Source organism: Thioalkalivibrio sp. ALE9 (assembly GCF_000377445.1).
Lineage (GTDB): Bacteria > Pseudomonadota > Gammaproteobacteria > Ectothiorhodospirales > Ectothiorhodospiraceae > Thioalkalivibrio.
The window spans coordinates 539,666-565,848 of record NZ_KB898122.1 but is presented as its reverse complement, the minus strand read 5'-3'; the positions used below and the strand labels follow the sequence as shown (position 1 = coordinate 565,848).

At 66.8% G+C, this 26,183-nt stretch carries 28 protein-coding genes and 1 tRNA gene; 14 read left to right on the top strand and 15 right to left on the bottom strand.

Translation table 11 applies throughout. The features are described from left to right. Positions 1-4 precede the first annotated feature (4 nt). The 6 genes from D106_RS0102690 to D106_RS0102665 all read left to right on the top strand — a co-directional run bounded on the left by D106_RS0102690 (position 5) and on the right by D106_RS0102665 (position 5,289). Complete coding sequence (locus tag D106_RS0102690; RefSeq protein ID WP_018879114.1) at positions 5-1,354, top strand: aminodeoxychorismate synthase component I; 1,350 nt, start codon at positions 5-7, stop codon at positions 1,352-1,354. After that, positions 1,351-2,163 carry an aminodeoxychorismate lyase gene (gene pabC, locus D106_RS0102685; protein ID WP_018879113.1) on the top strand — a complete coding sequence of 271 codons (813 nt, stop codon included), beginning with the start codon at positions 1,351-1,353 and terminating at the stop codon, positions 2,161-2,163. The genes D106_RS0102690 and pabC overlap by 4 nt, the downstream gene beginning before the upstream one ends. Continuing rightward, on the top strand, positions 2,150-3,184 hold the full coding sequence (gene mltG, locus D106_RS0102680) for an endolytic transglycosylase MltG (protein ID WP_018877402.1): 1,035 nt from the start codon (positions 2,150-2,152) through the stop codon (positions 3,182-3,184). The genes pabC and mltG overlap by 14 nt, the downstream gene beginning before the upstream one ends. A gap of 15 nt (positions 3,185-3,199) precedes the next feature. Next, positions 3,200-3,856: a dTMP kinase gene (gene tmk / locus D106_RS0102675; RefSeq protein ID WP_018879112.1), complete on the top strand. Its 657-nt coding sequence runs from the start codon at positions 3,200-3,202 to the stop codon at positions 3,854-3,856. 3 nt (positions 3,857-3,859) lie between these two features. Then, entirely contained in the window at positions 3,860-4,849 is a 990-nt protein-coding gene (locus D106_RS0102670; RefSeq protein WP_018877400.1) for a hypothetical protein, read from the top strand. 101 nt (positions 4,850-4,950) lie between these two features. Further along, positions 4,951-5,289 carry a PilZ domain-containing protein gene (locus D106_RS0102665; protein WP_017941553.1) on the top strand — a complete coding sequence of 113 codons (339 nt, stop codon included), beginning with the start codon at positions 4,951-4,953 and terminating at the stop codon, positions 5,287-5,289. 105 nt (positions 5,290-5,394) lie between these two features. Here the strand turns inward: D106_RS0102665 and D106_RS0102660 are convergent, their stop codons facing one another. After that, positions 5,395-6,528, bottom strand: a complete 1,134-nt coding sequence (locus D106_RS0102660; protein ID WP_018879111.1) for an aminotransferase class V-fold PLP-dependent enzyme — start codon at positions 6,526-6,528, stop codon at positions 5,395-5,397. A 289-nt stretch (positions 6,529-6,817) separates the two neighbouring features. On the opposite strand from D106_RS0102660, the gene D106_RS0102655 reads away from it, so the two are divergent. Further along, positions 6,818-8,188: a KamA family radical SAM protein gene (locus D106_RS0102655; protein ID WP_018879110.1), complete on the top strand. Its 1,371-nt coding sequence runs from the start codon at positions 6,818-6,820 to the stop codon at positions 8,186-8,188. A gap of 24 nt (positions 8,189-8,212) precedes the next feature. Next, positions 8,213-9,571 carry an adenosylmethionine--8-amino-7-oxononanoate transaminase gene (locus D106_RS0102650; protein WP_018879109.1) on the top strand — a complete coding sequence of 453 codons (1,359 nt, stop codon included), beginning with the start codon at positions 8,213-8,215 and terminating at the stop codon, positions 9,569-9,571. 210 nt (positions 9,572-9,781) lie between these two features. Here D106_RS0102650 and D106_RS0102645 read toward each other — a convergent pair whose 3' ends face one another. The 5 genes from D106_RS0102645 to uvrB all read right to left on the bottom strand — a co-directional run bounded on the left by D106_RS0102645 (position 9,782) and on the right by uvrB (position 14,834). Further along, entirely contained in the window at positions 9,782-10,534 is a 753-nt protein-coding gene (locus D106_RS0102645; protein ID WP_018879108.1) for an S-methyl-5'-thioinosine phosphorylase, read from the bottom strand. 14 nt (positions 10,535-10,548) lie between these two features. Beyond that, positions 10,549-11,100, bottom strand: coding sequence for a hypoxanthine-guanine phosphoribosyltransferase (locus tag D106_RS0102640; RefSeq protein WP_018866316.1), 552 nt, complete (start codon positions 11,098-11,100; stop codon positions 10,549-10,551). 135 nt (positions 11,101-11,235) lie between these two features. After that, positions 11,236-11,604: a DsrE family protein gene (locus D106_RS0102635; protein ID WP_018866315.1), complete on the bottom strand. Its 369-nt coding sequence runs from the start codon at positions 11,602-11,604 to the stop codon at positions 11,236-11,238. Between the two features lie 114 nt (positions 11,605-11,718). Next, positions 11,719-12,762 (bottom strand): beta-N-acetylhexosaminidase, encoded by a 1,044-nt coding sequence (nagZ, locus tag D106_RS0102630; protein ID WP_018879107.1) that lies wholly within the window; start codon positions 12,760-12,762, stop codon positions 11,719-11,721. A gap of 41 nt (positions 12,763-12,803) precedes the next feature. Continuing rightward, on the bottom strand, positions 12,804-14,834 hold the full coding sequence (gene uvrB / locus D106_RS0102625; RefSeq protein ID WP_018879106.1) for an excinuclease ABC subunit UvrB: 2,031 nt from the start codon (positions 14,832-14,834) through the stop codon (positions 12,804-12,806). 84 nt (positions 14,835-14,918) lie between these two features. On the opposite strand from uvrB, the gene D106_RS0102620 reads away from it, so the two are divergent. Together D106_RS0102620 and D106_RS0102615 are read left to right on the top strand one after the other, a co-directional pair. Beyond that, positions 14,919-16,109: a pyridoxal phosphate-dependent aminotransferase gene (locus D106_RS0102620; RefSeq protein ID WP_018877392.1), complete on the top strand. Its 1,191-nt coding sequence runs from the start codon at positions 14,919-14,921 to the stop codon at positions 16,107-16,109. A gap of 83 nt (positions 16,110-16,192) precedes the next feature. After that, positions 16,193-16,268, top strand: a tRNA-Asn gene (locus tag D106_RS0102615). Positions 16,269-16,334: 66 nt separating this feature from the next. Here the strand turns inward: D106_RS0102615 and D106_RS0102610 are convergent. Continuing rightward, a complete protein-coding gene (locus D106_RS0102610; protein ID WP_018875474.1) occupies positions 16,335-17,255 on the bottom strand; it encodes a cytochrome c in 921 nt (306 codons plus the stop codon). Positions 17,256-17,264: 9 nt separating this feature from the next. After that, on the bottom strand, positions 17,265-17,732 hold the full coding sequence (locus D106_RS0102605) for a cytochrome c (protein WP_018879105.1): 468 nt from the start codon (positions 17,730-17,732) through the stop codon (positions 17,265-17,267). A gap of 215 nt (positions 17,733-17,947) precedes the next feature. On the opposite strand from D106_RS0102605, the gene D106_RS0102600 reads away from it, so the two are divergent. Continuing rightward, positions 17,948-18,622, top strand: coding sequence for a class II aldolase/adducin family protein (locus tag D106_RS0102600; RefSeq protein WP_018879104.1), 675 nt, complete (start codon positions 17,948-17,950; stop codon positions 18,620-18,622). A 13-nt stretch (positions 18,623-18,635) separates the two neighbouring features. Here the strand turns inward: D106_RS0102600 and D106_RS0102595 are convergent, their stop codons facing one another. Next, entirely contained in the window at positions 18,636-19,196 is a 561-nt protein-coding gene (locus D106_RS0102595) for an NUDIX domain-containing protein (RefSeq protein ID WP_018866308.1), read from the bottom strand. 123 nt (positions 19,197-19,319) lie between these two features. Here D106_RS0102595 and hspQ point away from each other — a divergent pair, with 123 nt between their 5' ends. From hspQ to D106_RS0102580, 3 genes are read left to right on the top strand one after another with little or no spacing between them, the layout of a single operon-like run. Next, positions 19,320-19,640: a heat shock protein HspQ gene (hspQ, locus tag D106_RS0102590; protein ID WP_018866307.1), complete on the top strand. Its 321-nt coding sequence runs from the start codon at positions 19,320-19,322 to the stop codon at positions 19,638-19,640. A 55-nt stretch (positions 19,641-19,695) separates the two neighbouring features. Beyond that, positions 19,696-21,387: a dihydroxy-acid dehydratase gene (ilvD, locus tag D106_RS0102585; protein ID WP_018879103.1), complete on the top strand. Its 1,692-nt coding sequence runs from the start codon at positions 19,696-19,698 to the stop codon at positions 21,385-21,387. Between the two features lie 15 nt (positions 21,388-21,402). Continuing rightward, positions 21,403-22,089, top strand: coding sequence for a rhomboid family intramembrane serine protease (locus D106_RS0102580; RefSeq protein ID WP_018875469.1), 687 nt, complete (start codon positions 21,403-21,405; stop codon positions 22,087-22,089). Positions 22,090-22,113: 24 nt separating this feature from the next. On the opposite strand, the gene galU is transcribed toward D106_RS0102580, so the two are convergent. The 6 genes from galU to D106_RS0102550 form a co-directional block, all read right to left on the bottom strand. Continuing rightward, positions 22,114-23,001 carry a UTP--glucose-1-phosphate uridylyltransferase GalU gene (gene galU / locus D106_RS0102575; protein WP_018866304.1) on the bottom strand — a complete coding sequence of 296 codons (888 nt, stop codon included), beginning with the start codon at positions 22,999-23,001 and terminating at the stop codon, positions 22,114-22,116. 105 nt (positions 23,002-23,106) lie between these two features. Further along, positions 23,107-23,388 carry a ComEA family DNA-binding protein gene (locus D106_RS0102570; RefSeq protein ID WP_018875468.1) on the bottom strand — a complete coding sequence of 94 codons (282 nt, stop codon included), beginning with the start codon at positions 23,386-23,388 and terminating at the stop codon, positions 23,107-23,109. Positions 23,389-23,514: 126 nt separating this feature from the next. After that, positions 23,515-24,258: an orotidine-5'-phosphate decarboxylase gene (gene pyrF, locus D106_RS0102565; protein WP_155985257.1), complete on the bottom strand. Its 744-nt coding sequence runs from the start codon at positions 24,256-24,258 to the stop codon at positions 23,515-23,517. Further along, positions 24,255-25,487, bottom strand: a complete 1,233-nt coding sequence (locus tag D106_RS0102560) for a tetratricopeptide repeat protein (protein ID WP_018879102.1) — start codon at positions 25,485-25,487, stop codon at positions 24,255-24,257. The genes pyrF and D106_RS0102560 overlap by 4 nt, the downstream gene beginning before the upstream one ends. A gap of 66 nt (positions 25,488-25,553) precedes the next feature. Continuing rightward, positions 25,554-25,871, bottom strand: coding sequence for a lipopolysaccharide assembly protein LapA domain-containing protein (locus D106_RS0102555; RefSeq protein WP_018875465.1), 318 nt, complete (start codon positions 25,869-25,871; stop codon positions 25,554-25,556). Between the two features lie 7 nt (positions 25,872-25,878). Then, a complete protein-coding gene (locus D106_RS0102550; RefSeq protein WP_018866299.1) occupies positions 25,879-26,175 on the bottom strand; it encodes an integration host factor subunit beta in 297 nt (98 codons plus the stop codon). Between the last annotated feature and the right edge of the window lie 8 nt (positions 26,176-26,183).

Genomic DNA, 26,183 nt, shown 5'->3' with positions numbered 1-26,183 from the left:
CGCCATGGCGGTCCATCCACTGGCCGCCGGGGTCGATTTCGCGGCCCTGGCGCGGCGATTCCCCGAACGCTACCCGCATCTGCTGGAGTCGGCCCTCATCGGGCAGGCCCCGGCACGCTTCTCCATCCTGTTTGCCTTTCCCGGTCGAACCCTTTCGACCGCGGCGGGCGAGGATATCCTGCAGGCGCTGGACCAGGACCTGTCCGGGGTACCGGAGCTGGCCCCGGACGACACGCCCCATGCCCATCTCCCGTTCCTCGGAGGGTGGTTCCTCTACGCGGGATACGAGCTGTCCTGGGGCCTGGAGCCGGCGCTGGGTGAATGCCGGTCGGATCCCTGGCTGCCGGACGCGCTGCTGACCTATTTTCCCGCGGCCCTGATCCATGATCACCACGCGGGCCGTACATGGTTCGTGGACGAAACGGACGATGCCGAGCGCCGGGCGCAGGTCGAGCGGGACCTGGAGGCAGTACAGGAGGATGCGGACGCGGCGTGCAGCCCCTTGCCCGATCTTTCCTTGCAGGAGGAGGATCCGGCCCAATACCGCGAGGCGGTACTTCGCGGCCTCGAGTACATTCGAGCCGGCGATACCTTCCAGGTCAATCTGTCGCGGGAATGGCATGCCACGGCGGCCGCACCGCTGGATCCGGCGGTGCTGTATATGCGCCTGCGTCAGGCGAATGCGGCCCCGTTTGCCGCCTGGCTGCAGTTGCCGGGGGCCCACGTGATCAGCTCCTCGCCGGAACGCCTGGTGTCGGTGGAGCGGGGCGAAATCGAGACCCGGCCGATCGCGGGAACCCGAAGACGGGATGCGGATGCCGACAAGGATCGGCGTCTTTTCAGTGAGTTGAACTTTAATCTTAAAGAGCGGGCCGAACATGTGATGCTGGTGGACCTGGAACGCAACGATGTCGGGCGGGTGGCCGAGATTGGCAGCGTGCGGGTCGCGGAGCTGATGACCATCGAGAGCTATCGCCGGGTGCACCACATTGTCTCGAGCATCGTCGGGCGCCTGCGCCCCGGGACCACGGCCGCTGATGTCCTGCGGGCGGTCTTCCCCGGCGGCACCATCACCGGGTGCCCGAAGATTCGCAGCATGCAGATCATCCAGGAACTGGAGCAGTACGCGCCGCGTGGCGCCTACACCGGCGCCTGTGGCTACGTGAGCCGGCATGGGCGCATGGATACCAATATCCTGATCCGTACGCTCGTTGCGCACGGGAACGAGCTGCGCTTCCGCGCCGGTGCCGGCATCGTGGCTGACTCGGACCCGGAGCGCGAGCTGGAGGAGACCCGGCACAAGGCACGGGGTCTTCTGGAGGCGCTGGGCGTGCACAACGAGGCGCTTTCGTGATCCTGGTGAACGGGGAACCGGACGAGAACGTCTCGGTGGGTGATCGCGGGCTGCTGCTCGGGGATGGGCTGTTCGAGACCCTGCGCGTGCGTTCGAGCCAGCCGCAATTGTGGGCGTACCACCGGGATCGGCTGTGGCGGGGCCTGCGCCAGCTGGGCTTCCCGGAGCCCGAGGAAGGGCAGATTCTCGAGGAAGTGGCACGGGTGGCGCACGGGCCCGAATGCCTGGTGCGGGTGACGATTACGCGTGGCGGAGGGCCCCGAGGGTACGCGCCACCCGCCCATCCGGCACCCACGCGGATCGTCAGTGCCGGGCCCGCGCTGGACGCCACGCCACCCGGCGACCGGAGCCCCCTGGTTCTGGGCTGGTCGGCCGTCCCCGTTGGGGTGAACCCGGCGCTCGCGGGGCTCAAGCACACCAGCCGCCTGGAACAGGTGATGGTACGCAGCCACTGGGAAACTGGCTGGGAGGAAGCGATCGTTTGCGATGCACTGGGGCGGGTGATCAGCGCCACCCAGGGCAATCTCTGGGTGCGCGAGGGGCAGCAGCTGCTGACGCCCCCGCTCGACCAGGCCGGGATTGCCGGGACCCGGCGGGCCTGGATCCTCGATCATGCGGCAGGGTTTGGATTCTCCGTGGTCGAGGAATATCCGGAGACCGAACGGATCAGGCAGGCCGACGGTATCTACATAACGAATGCACGTCTCGGGATGACCCCGGCGGTGCTGGCTGAAGCGGACAATCCGGGGCGCGCGTGGCAGGATGATCTGCTCTACCGCATGGGAATCGCGTTGCATGAAGCGCATTAGTCTCGCCGTCCTGGCTCTGGTGGTCGCGCTTGCCCTGGGCACCGCCTGGTGGTTGGGCGAACACTACCGGGCACAACTGGACACGCCCCTGGCGCTGGACGCCTCGGAACGCTACCAGCTTGAATCGGGTCAGGGGCTGCGCTCGGTCAGCCGTTCGTTTGCTGAGCGCGGCTGGATCGAGTCCGCCTGGGTGGCGGAGGTCTACGGGCGGCGCCAGGGGCTTGCGCCGCGGCTACAGGCCGGCGAGTACGCAGTGACCCCGGGGATGACGCCGCGCGATCTGCTGCACGCGATGGCCCGGGGCGAGGTCATCCAGCATCGCCTGACCTTTCCCGAGGGCTGGACCATCCGCCAGGCACTGAGCGCGCTGCGCGAACATCCGGAGCTGGTCGGTCCGCCGGAGTCGGTCGGGGTTCACAACCTCCTCGAGACCCTGGGCTTGTCGGACCTGGATCATCCGGAAGGCTGGTTTCTTCCGGATACCTATTTCTTCGGCTCCGGCACCGAGGCCCTGACGGTGCTGGAGCGCGCCCATCAGGCCATGCGCCTGCACCTGGAGCGGGCCTGGGAAGGCCGTATCGAGGACCACCCGGTGGATTCCCCCTATGAGCTGCTGATCCTGGCCTCGATCATCGAGCGCGAGACCGGGCGTGGGGACGAGCGGGACCGGGTAGCGGGCGTATTCGTGAATCGGCTGAAGCGCGGCATGCGACTGCAGACCGACCCGACCCTGCTGTACGTGCAGGAACCGGGCGTGCAGCGGCTGACGCGGGCCGAGCTGGATCGTGACCACCCCTACAACACCTACACGCGCGCGGGGTTGCCCCCGACGCCGATCGCGCTGCCGGGGCGGGCCGCCCTGGAGGCCGCCGCGCGGCCGGCGGATACCGACGACCTGTTCTTTGTTTCGCGCGGCGATGGCAGCCATCATTTCTCCCAGACCTATCGCGAACACCGCGAGGCCGTGATCCGCTACCAGCTGGGCGGGGACGGCAGCCGCTACGGCATCCGCAACCGCTAACGGGAGCCCCTGCGCATGGATCGCTCACCCCATCCTGGTCGTTTTCTGGTGCTTGAGGGTATCGAGGGCTCGGGCAAGACCACCCAGATCGAGCGGCTGGAGGCTCGATTGCGCGCCGCCGGCCACAGCCTGCGCGTCACGCGCGAGCCGGGCGGAACCGCGCTGGGCGAGCGCCTGCGCGGGTTGCTGCTGGATCCGGATCTGCCCGGGATGTGCCCGGAGGCGGAATTGTTGCTGATGTTCGCGGCGCGGGCCCAGCATCTGGCCGAGATCATCCGGCCAGCCCTGGACGCGGGCGACTGGGTGCTCAGCGACCGCTTTACCGACGCCTCCTTCGCTTACCAGGGCGCGGGGAGGGGCCTGGGCGACCACCGAGTGGCCCGTCTGGAAGACTGGTTGCAGGGCGAGCTGCGGCCGGATCTGGTGATCCTGCTGGATATTGCCCCCGAGACCGGACTGGAACGGGCGGTGCAGCGGGGGCGCCGTGACCGGATCGAGCGAGAGGCGCTGGACTTCTTCGAGCGCGCGCGCGAGGCGTATCGCCAGCGCGCGGCAAAGGCCCCCGACCGATACCTGGTGGTGGATGGAGCGGCGGATCCGGACACCGTGGCCGAGCGGATCCTGGCGGGCGTGCGGGAGCGCCTGCCGCTGCACGCGCTGGGGGGCGGCTGAAGGATGGAGGGAACCGACACCCGGGAGGCGCTGCCACCCTGGCTGCAGGCGCCGTGGAGCGGACTGGTCCGGCGCGGACGTGACGGCCGCCTGCCCACCGGTCTGCTGATCCACGGCGCGACCGGGGTGGGCAAGGCCCTGCTGACCACCGCGCTGGTTCAGGCACTGTTGTGCCAGCGCGCCAGCGGCGAGGAAGCGGCCTGCGGCGAGTGTAACGCCTGCCGCAGCTTCAGTACCGGTGTGCACCCGGAGGTGATGGCCCTGGAACCGGAGGAGGCCGGGAAGGAGATCCTGATCGCCGCGGCCCGCGAGGCGATCGACTTCCTATCGCTGTCCGGGTCGGGGGATCTGCGCTCCGTGATCATCCGCCCGGCCGACGCCCTGAACGCGAATGCCGCAAATGCCTTGCTCAAGACCCTGGAAGAACCGCCGACCGGGGCGATGCTGATCCTCGAGGCGGCGCAGCCCGCGCGTCTGCCGGCGACGATCCGCAGCCGCTGTCAGACCATCGAGATCGCCAATCCGGCCCCGGCGGACGCGACGGCCTGGCTGCGCGGGTTCTCGGATAATCCGGCAGCGGTGGACGAGGCCTATGCAGCCAGCCTCGGGCGACCACTGGCCGCCCGCGAGATCCTGACCGACCCCGAACGCATGGGTCGCTGGGAACAGGACCGCGAGGCCCTGACCGCGTTGTTGCGTGGCGCCAGCGTGCACGCGATGGCGGCTACCCTGCAGCGCAGCCTGCCGGAATCCCTGATTCCGCGGATCCAGGCCCTGCTGGTGTCGGCCCAGCGTCTGGCGGTCAACGGCGAGCCGGATGCCTTTGGCCGGCAATTCCCGCGCGATCTTCTGGAGGGCTTTGCCCGGCGTGCCGGCGCGCGACGCCTGGCCGAGCTGTCCGCGCGGGCGCTGGTCTGGCAACGCCAGGCGAGCCGTCAGCTGAACCCGCAGCTGCGCATGGAGGATATCGCCCTGAATTTCCAGGCGAAGTAGCGGCACAACTCACGCCGCGAGCGGCCACGGGGTGGCGCGCGATCGCATCGATGGGCGATACTCCTCGGCCCAGCACGTAATCAGGTCACACGGGAGGGTCTATGGCCGGGCAGGGCATGCTCACCTTGGCAATCAAGGAAAAACCCGCGCTGTATGCGGCGTACATGCCGTTCGTGACCAACGGCGGGCTGTTCATCCCGACCGACAAGGCCTACAAGCTCGGGGATCAAGTCTTCCTGCTGCTGTCACTGCTGGAGGATTCGGACCGCCTGCCGACGCCCTGCACGGTGGTCTGGATCACCCCGCCACGGGCGCAGGGCAACCGCCTGCGCGGCATCGGCGTGCAGTTCAACAAGTCCGACAAGGGCGTGACTCATCGCCGCATCGAGGAGCACCTGGGCGGTATGCTGAACTCGGACCGCAAGACCCACACGTTCTAGCCGCCGGGCAAAGGCCAGGGTGTTCGGGCGGGCTTGCCGTTCGAGCCCGTCACCCGCCGCAGCTCGCCGCGTCCGGGTCCCCTTGTCGACCCGCATCCGCCACCCTCAGCGCACGCCTGCAGCCGCGTTCTCGCGGATAGCCTCGGCCACGCACTCCAGCGCGCGGTCGATCTGTTCCCGCGTCAGATAGAAGTGGGGTGCAAAGCGGATCCCGCCGCCGCGCAGGGCACACAGCACCCCGTACCCCTGAAGCCGGGCGTACAGCGCATCCAGATCGTCCACCGGTGGCCGGAAGGTGAGGATGCCGGCGCGCCGGCCGCGCGGTGTCAGGATGCGGCATCCCTGGCTGCGCAACCCGTCCTCCAAGTGCAGCCAGTGCTCGCGGATTTCGTGGTCGATGGTCTCGAGCCCGGTCTCCAGCAGCAGCGACAGGCTGGCGTGCAGGGCGTGAACCCCCAGCATGTTCGGGCTGCCCGGCTCGAACCGCCGGGCGCTGGTGGCTGGTTCGATGCCGGGGTTGGAGAAGTCACCGGCATGCGCCAGCATGTTCCAGCCGTATTCCTGCAGCTTCAGCTGCTCGCGCGCCTCCGGGTTCACGTAGAACACCCCGATCCCCTCCGGTGCCAGCATCCACTTGTGCGCATCCGCCATCACGAAATCGGCATGACAGCCGGGCGCATCAAAGGGCAGGGCGCCCAGGTGCTGGATCGCGTCGACGCAGAACAGGATGCTGCGCGCGCGCAGTTCAGCGCCCAGCGCCTGGATGTCGATGCGCATCCCGGAGTCGTAGCGTACCGCGCTGGTGGCGACCAGGCGCGTGTGCCCGTCGCAGGCGGCCAGAAGATCGCGTTCCGGCTCCGGACCAACCGGCACCTCGCGGGCCTCGATGCCGAAGCGCTCGGCCGCGGCCAGCCAGACCACGCGGTTCGACGGAAACTCGTGGACCGGGAACACGACGTTGTCGCCCGGGCGCCAGTCGAGGCCGAAGGCCACCATCGAAAGCGCCTCCGAGGTGTTCTTGACGAAGGCGATATCCTCGGCCGACGGGGCACCGATCAGCGCGCGGGCGAGCGCCCGGGTTGCATCGACATGCCGCAGCCACTGGAGGTAGTCGCGCGAACCATGGACGACGTTCGTATGGGCGAACTGGCAGACCGCCTCCTCGGTGCGTCGCGGCCATGGGCCGACGGCGGCATGGTTGAGATGGATAATCCCTTCCTGCGGAAATTCCGGGTGCATGCGATCCTCCTGGGCCGGGCCCGAAGGGTAACCCAGTCGGGCGGCCGGTAGAACACCGTGCGCGCGCCAGAGCCGCCGTGACCGGTGCCGCGTGTCAGGCGCTTGTTGTGATTCCCCGGGCAAGTTGTTAATTTGCCGGCTCCCTGAATACCCCGGGTCTGCGCCTCAATCCATGTCATCGGGTTTGGTGAACGGGCCCTCGCAGCGGCCGCATGGCCTCGTCCACCGCGCCTTCCGGCCTCCCGCAGGCGCTGCGCCGTTTTGCACCTTGCCAGTACAGGAGGGACGGATGAATTCCGTTGTCCAGTTCTATCGGGACCCCGAGCTCGGGGCCGTCGAGTCGCGCGAATTCCGGGTCTTCAATGACCGTTCGCTCGATCGTATTCCGGCGGTCGCGGCGCTGCCGGAGGCCATGCGGTTCGAAATGCGCGTGGTCGCCAGCGTGCTGCCGTTCCGGGTCAACGACTACGTGATCGAGGAACTGATCGACTGGGATCGCGTCCCCGACGACCCGATGTTCCAGCTGACCTTCCCGCAGCGGGAGATGCTGGAACCGGGGGCCTTCGAGCGTATGGCCGATCTCCACCGAAAGGGTGCATCACGTGGCGAGATCCAGGCCCTGGCGCGTGAACTGCGCGAGGACCTGAACCCGCATCCCGCCGGCCAGCTGGAACTCAACCGGCCCAGCGAGGAAGCCGGCGAGGTGATCAACGGGCTGCAGCACAAGTACCGCGAGACGGTCCTGTTCTTCCCCGGACAGGGGCAGACCTGCCACAGCTATTGCACCTTCTGCTTTCGCTGGGCCCAGTTTGTCGGAGACAAGGAACTGCGGATCGCCAGTACCGATGCCGGATTGCTGCACGACTACCTGCGCAGCCACACGGAGATCAGCGACCTGCTGATGACGGGCGGCGACCCGCTGGTGATGAAAACCAAGCACCTGAAGGCCTACCTGGAGGGATTGCTGGAGCCGGATCTGGCCCATGTCCAGACCGTCCGTATCGGCACCAAGGCCCTGACGTTCTGGCCCTATCGCTTTGTCACGGACAGTGACGCGGACGAGCTCCTGCATCTCCTGGAGCGACTCGCGGAGGCGGGGAAACACGTGGCGCTGATGGCCCATTACAACCATCCCCACGAGCTGCGTACCCCGATCGCGCGCGAGGCGATCCGCCGCGTCCGGGATACCGGCGCCGAGATTCGTGCCCAGGGTCCGTTGCTGCGGCACATCAACGATGACCCGGGCGCATGGGCGGATCTGTGGCGAGAAGAGGTCCGCCTGGGGATCATCCCGTACTACATGTTCGTCGAGCGCGACACCGGCGCCCGACGCTATTTCGAGGTGCCACTGGCCCGGGCCTGGGAGATCTATCGCGAGGCCATGCAGCAGGTTTCCGGACTGGGTCGCACCGCCCGGGGCCCCTCGATGAGCGCGGAACCCGGCAAGGTCGAGATCCAGGGCGTGGCGGAGATCCAGGGCGAGAAGGTATTCGTGCTGCGGTTTATTCAGGCGCGCAATCCCGACTGGGTACAGCGGCCCTTCTTCGCACGCTATGACGACCAGGCCACCTGGCTGGACCAGTTGCAACCGGCCTTCGGCGAAGAGCGCTTCTTCTTCGAGGATGAGCTGGCCGCGATCAAGGCCGCATCCGGCGAGTAACCGCCCCCTGACAGCAAGAGCCCCATGGACAACGACACCCTGAAGCAGCGTGACCTGCGCGCCCTCTGGCATCCCTGTACCCAGATGAAGGACTACAGCGAGGAGGGGACCCTCCCGCTGCTTCCGATCCAGCGCGGGGAGGGCGTCTGGTTGTACGACTTCGACGGCAACCGCTACCTGGACGCGATCAGTTCCTGGTGGGTCAATCTCTTCGGTCATGCCAATCCGCGAATCGGCGATGCGGTCAAGGACCAGCTGGACCGGCTGGAGCACGTGATCCTTGCGGGCTGCACCCACGAACCGGTGGTCGAACTCTGCGAGCGCCTGATCGACATCACCCCGGACGGCCTGGAGCGGGTCTTCCTCGCGGACAATGGCAGCGCTGGGGTCGAGGTCGCGCTGAAGATGAGCTTCCATTATTGGCGCAACGTCGGCCGCCCGCGGAAGACCCGATTCATCCGGCTCTCCAACAGCTATCACGGCGAGACACTGGGGGCGCTTTCGGTCAGCGACGTGCCGCTGTACAGCGCCACCTACGAACCGCTGATGCTGGACGTAATCACTGTCCCGGCGCCCGACTGCTTCGAGCGCGAGGCGGGCGAGAGCTGTGCCGACGTCGCCCGGCGGCAGTTCGCTCACATGGAGGAAGCCCTGGCGGCACATGGCGACGAGGTGGCCGCGGTCATCATCGAGCCGCTGGTGCAATGCGCCGGCCATATGCGCATGTACGATCCGGAGTATCTGCGCCTGTTGCGCGCGGCCTGCGACCGCCACGGCGTGCACCTGATCGCCGACGAGATTGCCGTGGGCTTTGGCCGCACCGGCACGCTGTTCGCCTGCGAACAGGGGCCGATCACGCCCGATTTCCTGTGCCTGTCGAAGGGGCTGACCGCCGGCTATCTGCCCATGGCCGCGGTGCTCACCACGGACTCGATCTACCAGGCGTTCTACGACGATTACGAAAAGCTCAACATGTTCCTGCACTCGCATTCCTACACCGGGAATCCGCTGGCGTGCAGGGCGGCACTGGCGACACTCGACATCTTCCAGGCCGATCCGGTTATCGAGCAAAACCGTCAACTTGCCAAACATATCGCGAAACGACTGGAACCTCTGAAGGCGCATCCGCACGTCGCCGACGTGCGCCAGCACGGCATGATCGCGGCGGTGGAACTGGTGCAGGACAAGGCGACCCGTACGCCATACCCGTGGCAGGAACGCCGCGGCCTGCACATCTATCGCCACGGGCTGACCCGCGGTGCCTTGCTGCGACCGCTGGGGAACGTGAGCTACCTGATGCCGCCATATGTCATCACCGAAAACCAGATCGACTTTCTGGTGGAGGTGATGGCCGAGGGGATCGAGAAGGCCGTGCACGCCTGATCCGGCGACAACTCGGGCACTTCGCCAGGGATTGAGGGCGAGCCTCGCGCCGTACAGTTGTACCCATAAAGACGCATAATACATATTATGTTAAATCAGAGATGAGCGACGGTTGGCGGGTTTCAGGTCAGTCGCCGGTATCTCCCCCGGTCTTGCCCCTCTCTTGCCCGTCCAGGCCCGAATCCGGCCTTGGCCGGGCTCCGGCGGTTCTCAGGAAAGACTGCTGATCACGTGGGTCAGGATCTGTTTCACCCGCGTCATGCCCACATCCAGATTGGCCGCGATGTCGTCCATGGTGATCTCGCCCTCGGCCCGGCCGGCGGCCCAGTTGGCGATCACGGCGCAGCAGGCATAGTTGAGGCCCACTTCGCGCGCCAGGGCCGCCTCGGGCATGCCGGTCATGCCGACCAGGTCGCAGCCGTCGCGTTCCAGTCGGTCGATCTCCGCGGCCGTCTCCAGGCGTGGCCCCTGAGTCGCGCCGTACGTCCCGTGCTCCACCGCCTCGATCCCGAGCTCGTCGATCGCCCGGATCAGGGTCTGGCGAACCGCCTCGTTGTACGGCCAGGTCATGTCGATATGGGTGACCCCTTCCAGGTCGCCGCCTTCGAAAAACGTGTTCGCGCGTGACCAGGTGTAGTCGATGATCTGGTCCGGGATCGCGACCACCCCCGGCTTCATCTCCTCGGTGATCCCACCGACCGCGGCGACGGCGACCACGTTGTCGATACCGGCGTTGTGCAGTGCCCAGATATTGGCCCGGTAGTTCACCTGGTGTGGCGGGATGGTGTGGCGCGCCCCGTGGCGCGGCAGGAACACGATCTCGATGTCGTTCAGCCGGCCAAAAACCAGCGGGCCGGAGGGCTCCCCATAGGGCGTGTGCATCACCTGGCGTCGGGTGATCTGCAGGTCTTTCAGTCGGGTGAGACCGGTGCCGCCGATGACGGCGATGCGGGGTGCGGACATTAATCAGTGCTTCCCTAGTGGTCGGCCACGGCGAAGATGCCGGGCGCGTTGCGCAGGTAGTCCTGGTAGTCCATACCGTACCCGAACAGGTAGCGGTTGGGCGCCTCCAGGGCCGCGTAGTCGACGGTGATCGCCGGATCCCGGTCGGGGTTGTGCTTGTCGACCAGGACGATGGAGATGACCTGCCGAGCGCCCTGCTCTTCGCAGAAGGTCTTGATGCCTTCCAGCGTAATGCCGCCGTCGAGGATGTCGTCGACGATCACGACGGTACGGTCCTGCAGGGCCGCCTGGGGACGCGCAAGCCAGTGCAGCTGGTCGCCGCCGCGGGTGCCGCCGCGATACCGCGTGGCATGCAGGTAGTCGACCTGCATCGGGAACGACCAGCGCGTCAGCAGCCCGCCCATCAGCACCACACCCCCGTTCATCACGCCCATCACCAGCGGATTGCGGTCCTTCAGCGCGACCGCCGTGCGTTCGGCCAGACGGTCGATCGCGGTCTCGACGGCGTCACGACTGAAGAGACAGTCGGCATCGCGCAGCGTGGCTCGCGCCTGTTCCGGGCTCATGGCATGTCCTGGGGGTGTCGGTGCGGGAAATCATGTCCGAGCATCCGGAGCGAGGCAAGCTCGCAAATTCCGGACCCCGGAAACGCAACCGGCCGGCACAAGGGCCGGCCGGCTGGCAGACGAAGGTCGAGGACCTTAGTAGGTGAAGGTCACCGTGTCGTCGTCCATCGCTTCGGAGATCACGTAGGCGCCGCCCACGGTTTCCTCGATTTCCGGGATCAGGTCGTTGCCCCACAGATCCAGGGTCGGGGTGCAGACCTTCATCACGACGCCGGCCTCGTGGGCATCCTTCATGAAGTCGTAGACGCTCTTGCTGGAGCCTTCCTGCACGAACAGGTTTTCGGCCACGCCCTTCTTGGCGAGTTCGCCGGCACGACCGGTCATCACGACTTCAACGTCGTATTCCATCGCGGCGGCGACAGTGGCCTGGAAGAACGGGGCACCCAGTTCGGAAGCGTTGCTCGGGTCGGTGTTGACCATGACGATCAGGAGCTTGTCGGCCATTTTGGATCTCCAACTTCAGTGGTGAGTGTGAATATTACTAGCTGCTCAATCGCAGACCGGTGGCGCATTATAGGCGCCTCGACGCGCGGGCGCCAATGCGCCGCCCGGCACGGTTCAGGCGGTGGCGAGCTGGCTTGCGCGGAGCCAGCGATCGAGCTGCGCGCGAAGCGCCGGGAGGCGGTTTGGATCGGCATCGACGGGCCGTGCGCGCAGGCGTTCCAGGCGGCGCGCCGACTCGGCGGACAGGGGCTGATCCTCCTGGGCCTCCAGGATCCGGTCGGCCTGTTCCGGCTCGTTGCAGATCAGCACCATGTCGCAGCCGGCGGCGCGTGCGGCGGCCGCCCGTTCCGCGGGGTCGCCGATCCCCTCGGCGCCGGCCATCGCCAGGTCATCGCTGAGGATGGCGCCGCGATAGCGCAGTTCGCGGCGGAGGATGTCCTGCAGCCAGACACGCGAGAATCCGGCGGGATAGCCGTCGACCTGAGGGTACAGGACGTGCGCCGGCATGATCCCCTCGAGATCTCCAAGCACGGGCCGAAAGGCCTCGAGATCCTGATTCTCGATTTCGGACAGGGGGCGATCATCCACCGGCAGCGCGACATGGGAATCCGCCTTCACGGCACCGTGCCCCGGGAAGTGCTTGCCGACCGCGGCCATGCCGGCGGCAGCCAGGCCCCGGATCAGTTCGCCGGCGAGGCGTGCGATCACGTCCGGGTCGTAATGAAACGCCCGGTCGCCGATGACGTCACTGATCTCCAGATCGCGGTCGAGGACGGGCGTGAAACTGAAATCGATATCCAGTGCGCGCAGTTCCCGCGCGAGCAGCTCGCCGGTCGCATGCGCCAGTTCACAGGCCTTGTTGCGGTCGTAGTCGTAGACGTGGCCCAGCTGGCGCATGGGCGGGAACGCAGTGAAACCCTCGCGCAGGCGCTGCACGCGCCCGCCTTCCTGATCCACGGCGATCAGGATGCCGGGGCGCTCGGCGCGGATCGCGGCGACCAGCGCCTGGATCTGCGCCGGCGTGCCGGCATTGCGGGCAAACAGGATCACCCCGCCGGTGGCGGGATGTCGCAGGCGTTCGCGATCTTCCGGGGTGAGCTCGATTCCGGTGACGTCGAGCATCACCGGACCCAGGGGCAAGGGGTCGTTCTGGGACATCACTCAAGGCTCGAATCGGCGCTCCCGCGGGAGCCATCTTTTCAGGATAGCGAGGCTTCGGGGAGAAAGGCGAGTGCCTTGAGCTTCTCGATGCGATCGCGGATGCGGGCCGCCTCCTCGAATTCGAGGTCGCGTGCTTTTGCGAACATCTCCTGTTCGAGGCGCTCGATCTCCTTCGCCGCGTTCTCCGGCGCCCCCAGATAATCAGCGCCCTCCTCCGCGACCTTCCGCCCGCGGCGGCCGCTGGAACCGGGCGTGGCGTTGCGCGCCTCGAGGATGTCCGCGATGTTCTTGCGGATGCCCTGGGGCGTGATGCCGTGGGCCTCGTTGTGCTCGATCTGTTTGGCCCGGCGGCGCTCGGTCTCGTCGATGGCGCGTTGCATGGAGCCGGTGATCTTGTCGGCGTAGAGGATGGCCTTGCCGTTCACGTTGCGCGCGGCGCGGCCGATGGTCTGGATCAGCGAGCGGTCGGAGCGCAGGAAGCCCTCCTTGTCCGCGTCCAGGATCGCCACCAGGGAGACCTCGGGCATATCCAGCCCTTCGCGCAGCAGGTTGATCCCGACCAGGACGTCGAACTCCCCCAGTCGCAGGTCGCGGATGATCTCCATGCGTTCCACCGTGTCGATATCCGAGTGCAGATAGCGCACGCGCACGCCGTGTTCGGTGAGGTAATCCGTCAGGTCCTCGGCCATGCGCTTGGTCAGGGTGGTGATCAGCACCCGTTCGTCGCGTTCGACGCGATCGCGCACCTCCGAGAGGACGTCGTCCACCTGCGTACCGGCCGGACGGACCTCCAGTTCCGGGTCCAGCAGCCCGGTCGGGCGGACCACCTGGTCGACAATCGCCCCGGCATGTTCGCGCTCGTACGGGCCGGGGGTGGCCGAGACGTAGATCGTCTGCGGCATCAGGGCCTCGAACTCCTCGAAACGCAGCGGGCGGTTGTCCAGGGCCGATGGCAGGCGGAAGCCGTATTCCACCAGGGTCTCCTTGCGCGAGCGGTCGCCCTTGTACATCCCGCCGACCTGGGGCACCGAGACATGGGATTCGTCGATGACCAGCAGCGCATCCTTCGGCAGGTAGTCGAAAAAGGTCGGCGGCGGCTCGCCCGGGGCGCGTCCGGAGAGGTAGCGCGAGTAGTTTTCGATCCCGTTGCAGTACCCGATCTCCAGGATCATCTCCAGGTCGAACAGCGTGCGCTGTTCCAGACGCTGAGCCTCGACCAGACGATCCTCCTTGCGCAGGAATTCCAGGCGCTCCTTGAGTTCGTCGCGGATGTGGTCCACGGCCTCCAGCAGGGTCTCGCGCGGGGTTACGTAGTGCGTCTTGGGGTAGATCGTAAGACGCGGCACCGTGCGCAGCTGTTCGCCGGTGAGCGGGTCGAAGTACGACAGCCGCTCCACCTCGTCGTCGAACAGCTCGATGCGCACCGCCTCGCTGTCGGATTCTGCCGGGTGGATGTCGATCACCTCGCCGCGTACGCGGTAGGTGGCGCGCCGCAGTTCGGTGTCGTTGCGGGTGTACTGCAGTTCCGCCAGACGCCGCAGCAGGTCGCGCTGGTCGATCCGGTCGCCGCGCTCGACGTGCAGCACCATCGACAGATACTTGCGCGGGTCGCCCAGGCCGTAGATGGCCGACACCGAGGCCACGATGATTGCGTCGCGCCGCTCCAGCAGCGCACGGGTGGCGGACAGGCGCATCTGCTCGATGTGATCGTTGATCGAGGCGTCCTTCTCGATGTAGGTGTCCGACGACGGGACGTAGGCCTCCGGCTGGTAGTAGTCGTAGTAGGAAACGAAGTACTCCACCGTGTTGTGCGGGAAGAACTCCTTGAATTCCCCGTACAACTGCGCCGCCAGCGTCTTGTTGGGTGCCAGGATGATGGTGGGGCGCTGTACCTGCTCGATCACGTTGGCGATGGTGAAGGTCTTGCCCGATCCGGTTACGCCGAGCAGCACCTGGTGCGCGAGGCCGGCCTCCAGCCCCTCGGTCAGCGCGCGGATCGCCGTCGGCTGATCGCCCGCCGGCTGATACTCCGATACGACCTTGAATTGTTCGCCTTCGCCTGGCTGCACCTTATCCTCCGCGCCTGATTTCAGTATCATTTCGCCCCGACCGCTCGCGCGGCCCATCGACCCGATCACACAGAGGCCTACCCCTTGGATATCGAGCTTTCCGACCGCGTCCAGCGCATCCAGCCCTCCCCTACTCTCGCCGTCAGCGCGCTGGCCGCTCAGCTTCGCGCGGAGGGGCGGGACATCGTCGGGCTGGGGGCCGGAGAACCGGATTTCGATACCCCCGAGCATATCAAGCAGGCGGCGGTGGACGCGCTTGCCCGCGGAGAAACCAAGTACACTCCGGTGGACGGTACGGCCAGCCTCAAGGCGGCCATCATCCGCAAATTCGATCGCGACAACGGCCTGACGTTCACCCCTGACCAGATCCTGGTGTCCTCCGGTGGCAAGCAGAGCATCTTCAATCTCTGCCAGGCCCTGCTGAATCCCGGGGACGAGGTCGTGATCCCCGCCCCCTACTGGGTGTCCTACCCGGATATCGCCCTGCTGGCCGGGGCGCGCCCGGTGATCGTCAGCGCCCAGCAGGATGCCGGCTTCCGCATCACCGGGGAACAGCTGGAGGCCGCGATCACCCCGAACACCCGCCTGGTGTTCCTGAACAGCCCGTCCAATCCCACGGGCGCGGCGTATTCGGCCGCCGAGTTGACCGAACTGGCCGAGGTGCTGCGGCGCCACCCCCGTGTGGTCATTGCCACGGATGACATGTACGAACATATCCGGTTTGGCTCGGCCCCGTTCGTGAACATCGTCAACGTCGCCCCAGATCTGCTCGAGCGCACCGTGGTGCTGAATGGCGTATCCAAGGCCTATGCGATGACCGGCTGGCGCATCGGCTACGCCGGTGGTCCGAAGAACCTGATCGCGGCGATGAAGAAGATCCAGTCGCAAAGCACCTCCAATCCGACCTCCATTGCCCAGGCCGGCGCCGAGGCCGCACTCAACGGCGACCAGGGCTGCGTGGTGGCCATGTGTTCGGCCTTCGCCGAGCGCGCTCGCCACGTCGTGGACGGCCTCAATGCCATCGACGGGATCGACTGCCTCATGCCGGACGGCACCTTCTACTGCTTCCCTCGCGTCACCGGCCTGATGGCGGCAGCCGATATCGACACCGACGTCGCCCTGACCAAGCAGCTGCTGGACGAGGTGGGCGTGGCCCTGGTTCCGGGGAGCGCCTTCGGCGCGCCGGGACATGTGCGTGTCTCGTTCGCCACCAGCGTGGACCAGCTCGACAAGGCCCTGGAGCGCCTGCGCGAGTTCGTGGCGCGCCACCACTGACGCCGGGTACGGCGGCGAAACGCGTCGGGCGGCCAGATTTTCCTTGACGCCCCCGCCCCGCCCGATTAGGATTTGCGCCCAATTCCCCGGTAGCTCAGTCGGTAGAGCGGGTGACTGTTAATCACTAGGTCGGCGGTTCGAGCCCGTCCCGGGGAGCCAGACAAAGAAAAAGCCAGGTCACCATGACCTGGCTTTTTTCGTTTGGGGGGTTACGGTCCCGTTACCCTACTCCGGCTCGTGCTCGAGGGGCTCCAGCGACTGCAGGTAGACGGCAATCGCGCGGCGGTCTTCGTCGGTCAGATGAGCGGTGCCGTGGTCGATCACGTCGGCCATGGCGCCGCCGGCAAAGTCGCCGTCGCGGGTCAAGCCCATCTCCAGGTAGCGGGCGATATGGCGTTCGCCCCAGCGTCCGATGCCGGTCTCGCGATCCGGGGTGATGTTCGAGGCGACATCCCCGTCCGGCAGGCGGGCCCCGGCGCCCAGACGCTCCAGGTCGAGACCGCCGGTCCGAGTGCGCGGGGTGTGGCACTCCATGCAGTGGCCGAGGGCCAGGGTCAGGTAGGCGCCGCGGTTCCACGGCTCCGATTCGTCCGGGTCGGGTTCGAAGGCCCCCGGCTCGAAATGCAGCCACTTCCAGCCCATCAGGGACGGCCGGAACCGCGCGTACCAGACCAGATCGTGCGGCGTGTTCTCCCGCGCCACAGGCTCGACCTCGGCCTGCAAGAAGGCCCACAAGGCCTCGATGTCCTCGTCCTTCATGCGGGTGTAGGAGGTAAACGGAAACGCGGGATAGTAATGCCGTCCGTCCGGCCCGCGGCCCTGCTGGAGCGCGCGCTTGAAGTCGTCCTCGGACCATCCGCCGATGCCGTGTTCCGGATCCGGCGTGATGTTGGGCCCGTAGAACACGCCAAAGGGGCTCTCGATGGGGCGCCCGCCGGCCAGGAATTCGCCGTCTTCCGCCGTGTGGCAGGTGACACAGCCCCCGGCCCGCAGGACGTACTCGCCATAGGCGATGCGATCCTCCGCGTCCGCCTCGGGCTCCAGCTCACCGATCGAGGTGTCCGCCTGTATGGGGGCGGACCCGATCAGGCCGGCAAGACAGAGGGCCGGCAGCCAGGCTGTCGGCCCTCGTTTGGTACCCGCCATTGCCACCGATCAGTCGCGGCGGAAGTCGTCGTGGCAGGCCTGACAGGACTGCCCGAGGTTGCGGAAGCGAATGGCGTATTCGTCTTCGTTGCCCGCCTCCACGGCGGCATGGAGCGCCTCGGCGGCCTCGCGGGTGTCGTTGGAGAGTTCCTCGAAGCGCTCCCAGTCATCCCAGATCTCTTCCTTGGCATCGGTATCCGGGAAGTCGCTGCCCTCGGGGAACAGGCCGGGGATATCCTGGCTGAGCGCCACCAGCTGGCTGGTGTGCATCTTGAGGTTGTCGCCGAAATCGGCCCCGTCCACGACCACGGCGGCGATGGCCCCGACGTTCCCGCCGATCGCGCGCATCACGCCCTGACGGTAGTCGATGGTCGCCTCGTGTTCGTCAAAGGCGTGGACAGTGCTGCCAGCGCTTAACCCGAGGGTCAGTGCGGCGGCCACGGCCGAAGCGGTGACAAGACGTGCGGCATTCTTCATGGTGCTTCCTCCCTGTAACGAAAAGAATCTCGCCCGTGGCGGGCGAGCCGAAGCCTGAACGCTACCCGAGAACTGTAGACGACCTGCCGGCCGCCTTGCCACGGGGCAAAGGGTCCCGCGAAAACTCGCCAGACCTGCCCCATTGACCCTGCTCCGCGCGCGGGGTTCCCGGAGGCCCGTTACAATCGCCCGGCACCCAGTCGTCTGGTACCCACATGCACGAATACAGCCTCCCACCCGCCGACGCGACCGCCTTGCGCGAGGCCGTCATCCGCGCCGGCCTGGAGACCAACCGCCGCGGCCTCAATCAGGGCACGTCGGGCAACATCAGTGTGCGCCTGGGCGATGGCATGCTGATCACGCCATCCGGTGTGCCCTACGAGGCCCTGCGTCCGGAGGACCTAGTGTACGTGGATGCCGCCGGGCGCTGGGACCCGCAGTGCAAGCCCTCCAGCGAGTGGCACTTCCACCGCGCGATCCTGCAGGCCCGCCCGGAGCTGGGCGCGGTTGTCCACGTGCACTCTGTGTACGCCAGCGTGGTGGCCATCCAGGGACGCGACATCCCTGCCCTGCACTACATGATCGCGGCGGCGGGCGGGAACTCCATTCGCTGCGCGCCGTATGCGACCTTCGGTACGGAGGCGCTTTCGCGCCTGGCCGTTGAGGCCCTCGAGGACCGTACTGCCTGTCTACTCGCCAACCACGGCATGATCGCCACCGGGCCGGACCTTGAGCGGGCCCTGTGGCTCACCGAGGAAGTCGAGCTGCTGGCGCGCCAGTATGTCCTGAGTCTGCAGATCGGCGGGCCCACGCTGCTGGATGACGCGGAGATGGACCGGGTGCTGGAGAAGTTCCGCCACTACGGGCCGCAGCGCGACGCGCCACAATAGTTGCCAGACTGGTTCAGAGCCCCGGCACCGCTTCGTCCGCCTCCGGCAACGGCGCCGAGCGCGGGGCGAAGTCGATCCGCTCGCGGGTTTCCAGGTAATGACGAAGCGCCCAGCTTACGGACGGGAACGCACGTTCCTCCAGCGGCGGCAAGGCGTCGAACGGGAACAGCTTCACCTCTTCGGACTCCGGGCCGGGGGCGATCGTGTCGCTCAGCAGGCGCGCCCGGTAGATCATCTGCACATGCCCGACGTGCGGCACGCTGTACACCCCCAGCAACTGATCGACTTCCAGCTCCGCGCGGGCCTCTTCCCAGGCCTCGCGGCGGGCGCCCTCACCCGGGCTCTCGCCCTTTTCCATGAAACCGGCCGGCAGGGTCCAGTAACCACGGCGGGGCTCGATCGCCCGGCGACATAGCAGGACGCGATCCTCCCATATGGCCACGCTCCCGACGATGATTCGCGGGTTCTCGTAGTCCACGAAGCCACAATGGTCACAGACGCGGCGCTCGCGATCATCGCCCTGCGGGACTTCGTTGTGGAAACGTGGACTCAGGCCGGTCGGGTTACGATTCATGGCGGTTCCGTGAGGGCGTGTCAGGAGCTGCAAACAGGTAAACCGGCGCGGCGTGCCCTGAACATGCAACGCCGGTGGCGGTCCACAATAGATAAGGCGCACCGACGCAGTACAGAGGGGATCATGACCACACGCACACGCTTTACCGTCGGTGAACTGGTTCACCATACCAAGTTCGATTACCGCGGTGTGATCGTCGATGTGGACCCGGTATACGCCGGTTCCGATGAATGGTACGAGACGGTGGCCAGGAGTCGTCCGCCGAAGGATCAGCCGTGGTATCACGTACTGGTGGATGGCTATTCGCACAGCACCTACGTGGCCGAACGCCACCTGGAACCGGATCCGCGCGGGGAGCAGATTGAGCATCCGGCCCTCGGGCAGTTCTTTGACCGGTTCATGAATGGACGCTATTCGCGCCACGGGGATCCCGGCGCCCATTGATCGCGGCCGCCGCTTCTTGGGGCACCCCGTTCAACCCAATACGACAGGGACGCATATGGCACAGGACAACCGGCGCAGTCGCGTCGTCACAGAAGGCCCGCGCCGGACGCCGAATCGCGCGATGCTGCGCGCGGTCGGTTTCGGAGATGACGATTTCCGGCGCCCGATCGTGGGGATCGCCAATGCCCACAGCACCATCACCCCCTGCAATATGGGGATCGGCGCCCTCGCCGCCCGAGCCGAGCAGGCGGTGCGTCAGGCCGGGGGCATGCCCCAGACCTTCGGCACAATCACCATCTCCGACGGCATCTCGATGGGCACCCCCGGGATGAAGTACTCCCTGGTCTCGCGCGAGGTCATCGCGGACGCCATCGAGACCGTCGTCAATGGCCAGAGCCTGGACGGCATCCTGGCCACCGGTGGCTGCGACAAGAACATGCCCGGAGCGATGATCGCGCTGGCCCGGCTCAATGTGCCCGGGATCTTCGTCTACGGCGGCACGATCAAGCCGGGGCACTACAAGAACCAGGACCTGACCATTGTCAGCGCCTTCGAGGCCGTGGGACAGCATGGGGCTGGCAAGCTGTCCGACGAGGATCTGCTGGGCGTGGAGAAGAACGCCTGCCCCGGCGCCGGTTCCTGTGGCGGCATGTTTACCGCCAACACCATGTCCAGCGCCTTCGAGGCCATGGGGATGAGCCTGCCCGGGTCCTCCACCCAGGCGGCGGAGGACCCGGAAAAGGGCGATTCCGCGGCGCGTTCGGCGGAGGTCCTGCTGGACGCAATCCACGCCAACCGCCGGCCACGCGACATTCTGACCCGCGAGGCCTTCGAGAATGCCCTCGCCGTGGTCATGGCGCTGGGCGGTTCCACCAATGCCGTACTCCATCTGCTGGCGATCGCGCACGCGGCGGAGGTGCCGCTGGACATCGACGATGTCGAGCGGGTTCGCCGCAAGGTCCCGGTCCTGTGCGATCTGAAGCCTTCCGGGCGCTATGTCACCACCCAGTTCCATGCGGTGGGCGGGACACCCCAGGTGATGAAGATGCTGCTGGATGCCGGGTGGTTGCACGGCGACTGCCTGACCATCACCGGCGCGACGCTGGCCGAGACCCTGCGCGATATTCCCGCGACTCCCCCGGAGGACCAGGACATCATTCGCCCCCTAGACCGGCCGCTGTATCCACACGGGCACCTGGCCATCCTCAAGGGGAATCTGGCCGCCGAGGGCGCCGTGGCCAAGATCACTGGTCTCAAGCGGACCGCGATCTCGGGCCCCGCGCGCTGCTTTGATTCCGAGGAAGAATGCCTGGACGCGATCCTGGCCGGACGGATCCAGGCGGGGGATATCCTGGTCATCCGCTACGAGGGCCCGCGCGGCGGGCCCGGCATGCGCGAGATGCTGGCCCCCACCGCAGCCATTATCGGGGCTGGTCTGGGCGATGCGGTCGGCCTGATTACCGATGGTCGCTTCTCCGGCGGCACCTACGGGATGGTGGTTGGCCATGTCGCGCCGGAGGCCGCCGTCGGCGGCACGATCGCGCTGGTCCAGGACGGCGACGTCATCGAGATTGATGCCAGCGAGAACCGCCTGGCCCTGCAGGTCGATGACACCGAGCTGGAGCGTCGGCGCGCCCGCTGGACGACCCCCGCCCCGCGCTTTGATCGCGGGGTGCTGGGCAAGTATGCCCGGCTGGTGGGTTCGGCGAGCCGAGGCGCCGTGACCGACGACTTCAGCGGCACCTGACGCCCGCCCGCGCCCATGACGCATCCGGATCCGCGGCACCCCGATTTCAGCATGCTGCCGCCGGTGATCGGCTTCCTGCTGATCACCAACGTCGCTCTGTTTCTCGCGATGCCCTGGCTGGGCGACTGGCTCGTCAACCATTTCGGGCTCTGGCCCGTCGGCACCCCGGCCACTATCCACCAGGACGGCACTTGGATGCGGGTTCCGGACTTCCAGTTATGGCAGCTGGTGACCTACGGCTTCCTGCACGGCGGCCCGATTCACCTGTTCGTGAACCTGTTTGCCGTGTGGATGCTGGGCGTGCAGATCGAGAATGCCTGGGGCTCGCGCACTTTCGCCGTGTATTTCCTGGTCTGCGTGATCGGGGCCGGGCTGGTGCAGCTGTTCGTGACCGCCTACGGCAACGGCGACATGATCTATCCGACCATCGGCGCGTCGGGGGGCGTATTCGGGGTTCTGCTGGCGTTCGGGATGATGTTCCCCAACCAGCGCCTGTTCCTGATCTTCCTGCCGATTCCGATCAAGGCGAAGTATTTCGTCATCGGCTACGGGGCGCTGGAACTGTACCTGGGAATCTCGGGCACCCTCGCCGGCATCGCCCACTTCGCCCACCTGGGCGGCATGGCCTTCGGCTTCTTGCTGATCCAGTACTGGCGCGGCCGCCTGCCCATCCGGCCGCGCCAGCGCCGTTTCTGGTGGTAGCGGCCCGGGTTGTGACGGACTCGATCAGCCCGCCGAGCGGGCCCGGAGGTATGCGGCGAAGTCGTCCTTCAGTTCCGGATGGTTGAGTGCAAACTCCACCGTCGCCTCCAGGTAACCCAGCTTCGACCCACAGTCGAAGCGACGCCCCTCGAAGTTGAAGGCCGTCACCCGTTCCAGTTCGAGCAGGCGTGCGATCGCGTCCGTCAGCTGGATCTCGCCGCCCGCCCCCGGCTTCTGGGTTGCCAGCATTTCGAAGATCTTCGGGGTCAGGACATAGCGCCCGACCACCGCGACACTGGATGGCGCATGGTCGGGGTCGGGCTTTTCCACGATGCCCTTGACGTCCCAGCTGCGCGGGCCGGTCTGCACCGGGTCGATGATGCCGTACTGGTGGGTGCGATCGGGCGGCACCTCCTCCACCCCCAGCACGCTGCAGCCGTGCTCGGCGTACTGCTCGACCATCTGCCGCGTCGCCCCGCCGTTGGCCGATTCGATCAGGTCATCGGCCAGGATTACCGCGAAGGGTTCGTTGCGGACGATCGGATGCGCGCAGGCCACCGCATGTCCGAGACCGAGTGCGTCGGACTGACGCACATAGACGCAGGTCACATTGGGGGGAACGATGTTCCGAACCTGCTCGAGCAGTTCGGTCTTGCCCCGCTCTTCCAGCTCGTGTTCGAGTTCGTAGGCCTTGTCGAAGTGATCCGGAATGGATCGCTTGTTTCGCCCGGTCACGAACACCAGGGTCTCGATGCCGGCGGCAACGGCCTCCTCCGCCGCGTACTGGATCAACGGCTTGTCCACGACCGGAAGCATCTCTTTCGGGTTTGCCTTGGTCGCCGGCAGAAAGCGCGTACCCATCCCGGCAACCGGGAACACGGCGGTACGAATCGGGGCGTGATTCTGGCTCATTCCTTCTCCTGGTGACTTCACAGCAAACCCCCGGCCAACGCATCCTTTCGGACCCGTCGACCGGGGGCCGGTAGTGAGTGGCGGCCCATGCCGCCACCCGTCTCGCTACTCGACGACGATGCGCTCGAGGTTCATCTCCACGGTGCGCTCGCCAATCCCGGACACCTCGGTCAGGGCCTGGACCGAGGCGAAGTCACCGTGTGCCTCGCGGTGCTCCACAATGGCTTGCGCCTTGACCGGTCCCACGTTCTCCAGTGCGGCCAGCTCGTCGGCCGATGCCCCGTTCAGGTTGACCGGCTGGCCGCCCGATGCGGTCACCATGACCAGTGGCAGGACACAGAGGCCCGCCAGGGCCCAGCACTTCGCGCATTGGAACAGCTTGTTCATGAAAACGCTCCTTATCTTCGTTGAACGATCGGTGCATCCGTGCACCGCGTGGTAGACCCGGATTCCAACCTTCAACCCGAGACTACCCGGGCATCCTAGCGAGAACAGCCCCGCCGGAAAACCCCCTCATTCCACGGCGTCATTCGGCATGTTCAGGCTTGTGACGAAGGCCTCCATCGCCGCGGCCGGGTCGGGGGCGCGGGTGATCGGCCGGCCGACCACGATCGCGCTGGCGCCCGCCTCCAGGGCCCGCTCGGGGGTCATGACACGCTTCTGGTCATCGCCTCCCGTGTCTTCCAGCCGGATCCCCGGTGTTACCAGGAGTGGCCGCTCGCCCAGCCGGCGCCGCAGCATGGCGGCCTCCTGCGCCGAGCACACCAGGCCCTCCAGCCCCGCCTTTTGTATCGCCAGTTCCCCCAGCAAGCCCACCTGATCGGCCGGCTCGCGACTCACGCCGATCTCACGCAGGGTGCCGGCGTCACTGGAGGTCAGCACCGTGACGGCCAGCAGCGCCGTGGTGTCGTTGGTTTCGCGTACCGCTTCGTGTGCGGCCCGCATCATCTCCAGGCCGCCGCTGGCATGTACGTTGATCAGCCACACGCCGGTACGCGCCGCGGCCCGGCAGGCAGCCGCCACGGTATTCGGGATGTCGTGAAACTTCAGGTCCAGAAACACCCGAAAGCCGAGGTCGTGGAGCCTTTGCAGCAGCGCCGGACCGGCGACCACGAACAGTTCGAAGCCGACCTTCAGGGCGCACTGCGCCGGGTCGAGTTGTCGGGCGAATGCCAGCGCCGCATCGGCCTCTGCAAAGTCGAGGGCGACGATCAGGCGCGTGGCGGGTTCCGGGGTCACTGTCGTGGGTCGGCTCATGGGTGGTGGCTCCCTTCGCGGATCAACGCCTCCTCGGCGGCTTCCGTCGTCTGGTCGATATCGAAATCAAGCCCGCGCAGGGTATCCCAGCGCCGGCAGCTCGGGCACTGCCATACATGCGCCCGTCCCTGGTAGCCGCAGTTCCCGCATTGGTACAAGTGTTGGCTGCCAAGCTGGTCGGCCAGGGCCTTCTCGAACGCCGAGAATTCCGTGCTGTATTGCTGCACCGCCGGCAGGATCTTCATCCAGCGAACCGCCTCCAGCAGGCCCGAGGTCGGGACCGGGCGTTGCGCCAGGATCTGCCCCAGTTCGGAAAGCGCGGCGTCCAGCCGTCCCGTGCGCCGGTACAGCCGCATCAGGGCAATCCGCGCCATGGTGATCCCGCGACTTCGGGCCAGGTCGTCCAGGAGTTCCTCCAGCTGCCCCAGACGGTTCTCGCCGGGCAGTTCCTGATGCAGGCGCTCGATCCGGGGCACCAGGAGAGGCGCCAGTTGCGGGGTGCGCGCCACGGCATCCCGCCCGAACCGGATCGCCTCGCGGATCTCGCCGGCGCGCGCCGCAATCTCCGACTGGATCAGCAGGGCCCGCGACAGACCGGGAACCAGTTCCTCGGCCTGTTTCGCGCGCGCCCTCGCCTCCTCGTGGTCGTCCTGGTCCAGCGCGATCCGCGCCAGTTCGCAGTGGTAGTGGGCGATCCGCAGCTGTTCATGGGCGACCCCTTGCGCCTTCAGCCGGTCGCCCACCTCGATCGCCCGCTCCCATTCCCGCTGGGTTTCGTAGACCTGGCGCAGGCCCTCCAGGGCCGGCACGGCCTGGTGCGGCGAGTCCGCGAGTTCGCGAAAGACGGCCTCGGCCCGGTCCAGCACTCCCGCCAGCAGGAAGTCCTCGCCGAGCTCGCAAAGGGCCTGGGCCCGCTGGGCCGCCGGCAGCGTCGGGCGCGCCACCAGGTTCTGGTGGATGCGAATGGCGCGATCCACCTCGCCCCGGCGCCGGAACAGCCGCCCGAGGATTACATGCGTCTCGAAAGTCTCGTGATCGACCTCCACCATCTCGATGAAGGCCTGCAGCGCATCATCGGTGCGATCATCCAGCAGGTGGCGTACGCCCTCGAGGTAACGATCCAGTGACGGCTCGCGCTCTTCCTGGTCTTCCGGCACGCCATAGCGTGCCAGCCACCAACCACTTGCCGCGGCGAGCGGGAGCAGCAACCAGAACCAGTCATTGATCATCGGCGAGTACGCTCCCCGGGTACGGACAGCGAAGCAAAAGGTATGGAAGACCGCATGGCGATGCGGCTAGTAGAAATCCCGCATGGGTGCGGTACGCAGCTGCTCGACCTCGACCTTGAGGGCATGGTTCTGCTCGCGCAGGTCGGCGATCTTCTGCCGCAGCCGGCGCAGGCGCAGCCAGAGCACCAGCGAGGCCAGGATCACTCCAAACAAGGCGGCCAACCCGAGGAACACCACCAGGGGGGCCTCGATCTCGAGACCCGGCAACACCAGTGTCACCAGGGCTTCGTTCAGAACAACAAGAATACCGACCGCGGACGAGATCAGGATCAGCGCGACAAACGCCACGGTGTTGCGAATCTTCTGTCGCCGCCGCTCGTCCATGGACGGTCTAGCCGTTTTCGGCTACAGAATCGTTTACCCGTTCGCGCAATTCCTTGCCGGGCTTGAAATGAGGGACATGCTTGCCGGGCAAGGCAACGCCTTCACCGGTCTTGGGGTTCCGGCCCAGTCGGGGTGGCCGGAAGTGCAGCGAAAAGCTGCCAAAGCCGCGAATCTCCACCCGTTGCCCGTTCGCCAGCGCGTGGCTCATGCGTTCGAGCAATGCCTTGACGGACATCTCCACGTCCCTGGCTGGCAGATGAGGTGACTTCCGGGCGAGGTTCTCGATCAATTCCGATTTGGTCATCTGGCACT

What these genes read in the sequence shown, in the direction of transcription:
- ilvD (WP_018879103.1), top strand. Translation starts at nt 19,696, where the DNA reads ATGGCACAGGACAACCGGCGCAGTCGCGTCGTCACAGAAGGCCCGCGC.
- nagZ (WP_018879107.1), bottom strand. Translation starts at nt 12,762, where the DNA reads ATGTCCCAGAACGACCCCTTGCCCCTGGGTCCGGTGATGCTCGACGTC.
- tmk (WP_018879112.1), top strand. Translation starts at nt 3,200, where the DNA reads ATGGATCGCTCACCCCATCCTGGTCGTTTTCTGGTGCTTGAGGGTATC.
- hspQ (WP_018866307.1), top strand. Translation starts at nt 19,320, where the DNA reads ATGACCACACGCACACGCTTTACCGTCGGTGAACTGGTTCACCATACC.
- D106_RS0102665 (WP_017941553.1), top strand. Translation starts at nt 4,951, where the DNA reads ATGGCCGGGCAGGGCATGCTCACCTTGGCAATCAAGGAAAAACCCGCG.
- galU (WP_018866304.1), bottom strand. Translation starts at nt 23,001, where the DNA reads ATGAGCCAGAATCACGCCCCGATTCGTACCGCCGTGTTCCCGGTTGCC.
- D106_RS0102645 (WP_018879108.1), bottom strand. Translation starts at nt 10,534, where the DNA reads ATGTCCGCACCCCGCATCGCCGTCATCGGCGGCACCGGTCTCACCCGA.
- D106_RS0102560 (WP_018879102.1), bottom strand. Translation starts at nt 25,487, where the DNA reads ATGATCAATGACTGGTTCTGGTTGCTGCTCCCGCTCGCCGCGGCAAGT.
- D106_RS0102570 (WP_018875468.1), bottom strand. Translation starts at nt 23,388, where the DNA reads ATGAACAAGCTGTTCCAATGCGCGAAGTGCTGGGCCCTGGCGGGCCTC.
- D106_RS0102640 (WP_018866316.1), bottom strand. Translation starts at nt 11,100, where the DNA reads ATGAGCCCGGAACAGGCGCGAGCCACGCTGCGCGATGCCGACTGTCTC.
- D106_RS0102660 (WP_018879111.1), bottom strand. Translation starts at nt 6,528, where the DNA reads ATGCACCCGGAATTTCCGCAGGAAGGGATTATCCATCTCAACCATGCC.
- pyrF (WP_155985257.1), bottom strand. Translation starts at nt 24,258, where the DNA reads ATGAGCCGACCCACGACAGTGACCCCGGAACCCGCCACGCGCCTGATC.
- D106_RS0102595 (WP_018866308.1), bottom strand. Translation starts at nt 19,196, where the DNA reads ATGAATCGTAACCCGACCGGCCTGAGTCCACGTTTCCACAACGAAGTC.
- D106_RS0102610 (WP_018875474.1), bottom strand. Translation starts at nt 17,255, where the DNA reads ATGGCGGGTACCAAACGAGGGCCGACAGCCTGGCTGCCGGCCCTCTGT.
- mltG (WP_018877402.1), top strand. Translation starts at nt 2,150, where the DNA reads ATGAAGCGCATTAGTCTCGCCGTCCTGGCTCTGGTGGTCGCGCTTGCC.
- D106_RS0102655 (WP_018879110.1), top strand. Translation starts at nt 6,818, where the DNA reads ATGAATTCCGTTGTCCAGTTCTATCGGGACCCCGAGCTCGGGGCCGTC.
- D106_RS0102635 (WP_018866315.1), bottom strand. Translation starts at nt 11,604, where the DNA reads ATGGCCGACAAGCTCCTGATCGTCATGGTCAACACCGACCCGAGCAAC.
- D106_RS0102555 (WP_018875465.1), bottom strand. Translation starts at nt 25,871, where the DNA reads ATGGACGAGCGGCGGCGACAGAAGATTCGCAACACCGTGGCGTTTGTC.
- D106_RS0102550 (WP_018866299.1), bottom strand. Translation starts at nt 26,175, where the DNA reads ATGACCAAATCGGAATTGATCGAGAACCTCGCCCGGAAGTCACCTCAT.
- D106_RS0102670 (WP_018877400.1), top strand. Translation starts at nt 3,860, where the DNA reads ATGGAGGGAACCGACACCCGGGAGGCGCTGCCACCCTGGCTGCAGGCG.
- D106_RS0102690 (WP_018879114.1), top strand. Translation starts at nt 5, where the DNA reads ATGGCGGTCCATCCACTGGCCGCCGGGGTCGATTTCGCGGCCCTGGCG.
- D106_RS0102580 (WP_018875469.1), top strand. Translation starts at nt 21,403, where the DNA reads ATGACGCATCCGGATCCGCGGCACCCCGATTTCAGCATGCTGCCGCCG.
- D106_RS0102605 (WP_018879105.1), bottom strand. Translation starts at nt 17,732, where the DNA reads ATGAAGAATGCCGCACGTCTTGTCACCGCTTCGGCCGTGGCCGCCGCA.
- D106_RS0102600 (WP_018879104.1), top strand. Translation starts at nt 17,948, where the DNA reads ATGCACGAATACAGCCTCCCACCCGCCGACGCGACCGCCTTGCGCGAG.
- D106_RS0102650 (WP_018879109.1), top strand. Translation starts at nt 8,213, where the DNA reads ATGGACAACGACACCCTGAAGCAGCGTGACCTGCGCGCCCTCTGGCAT.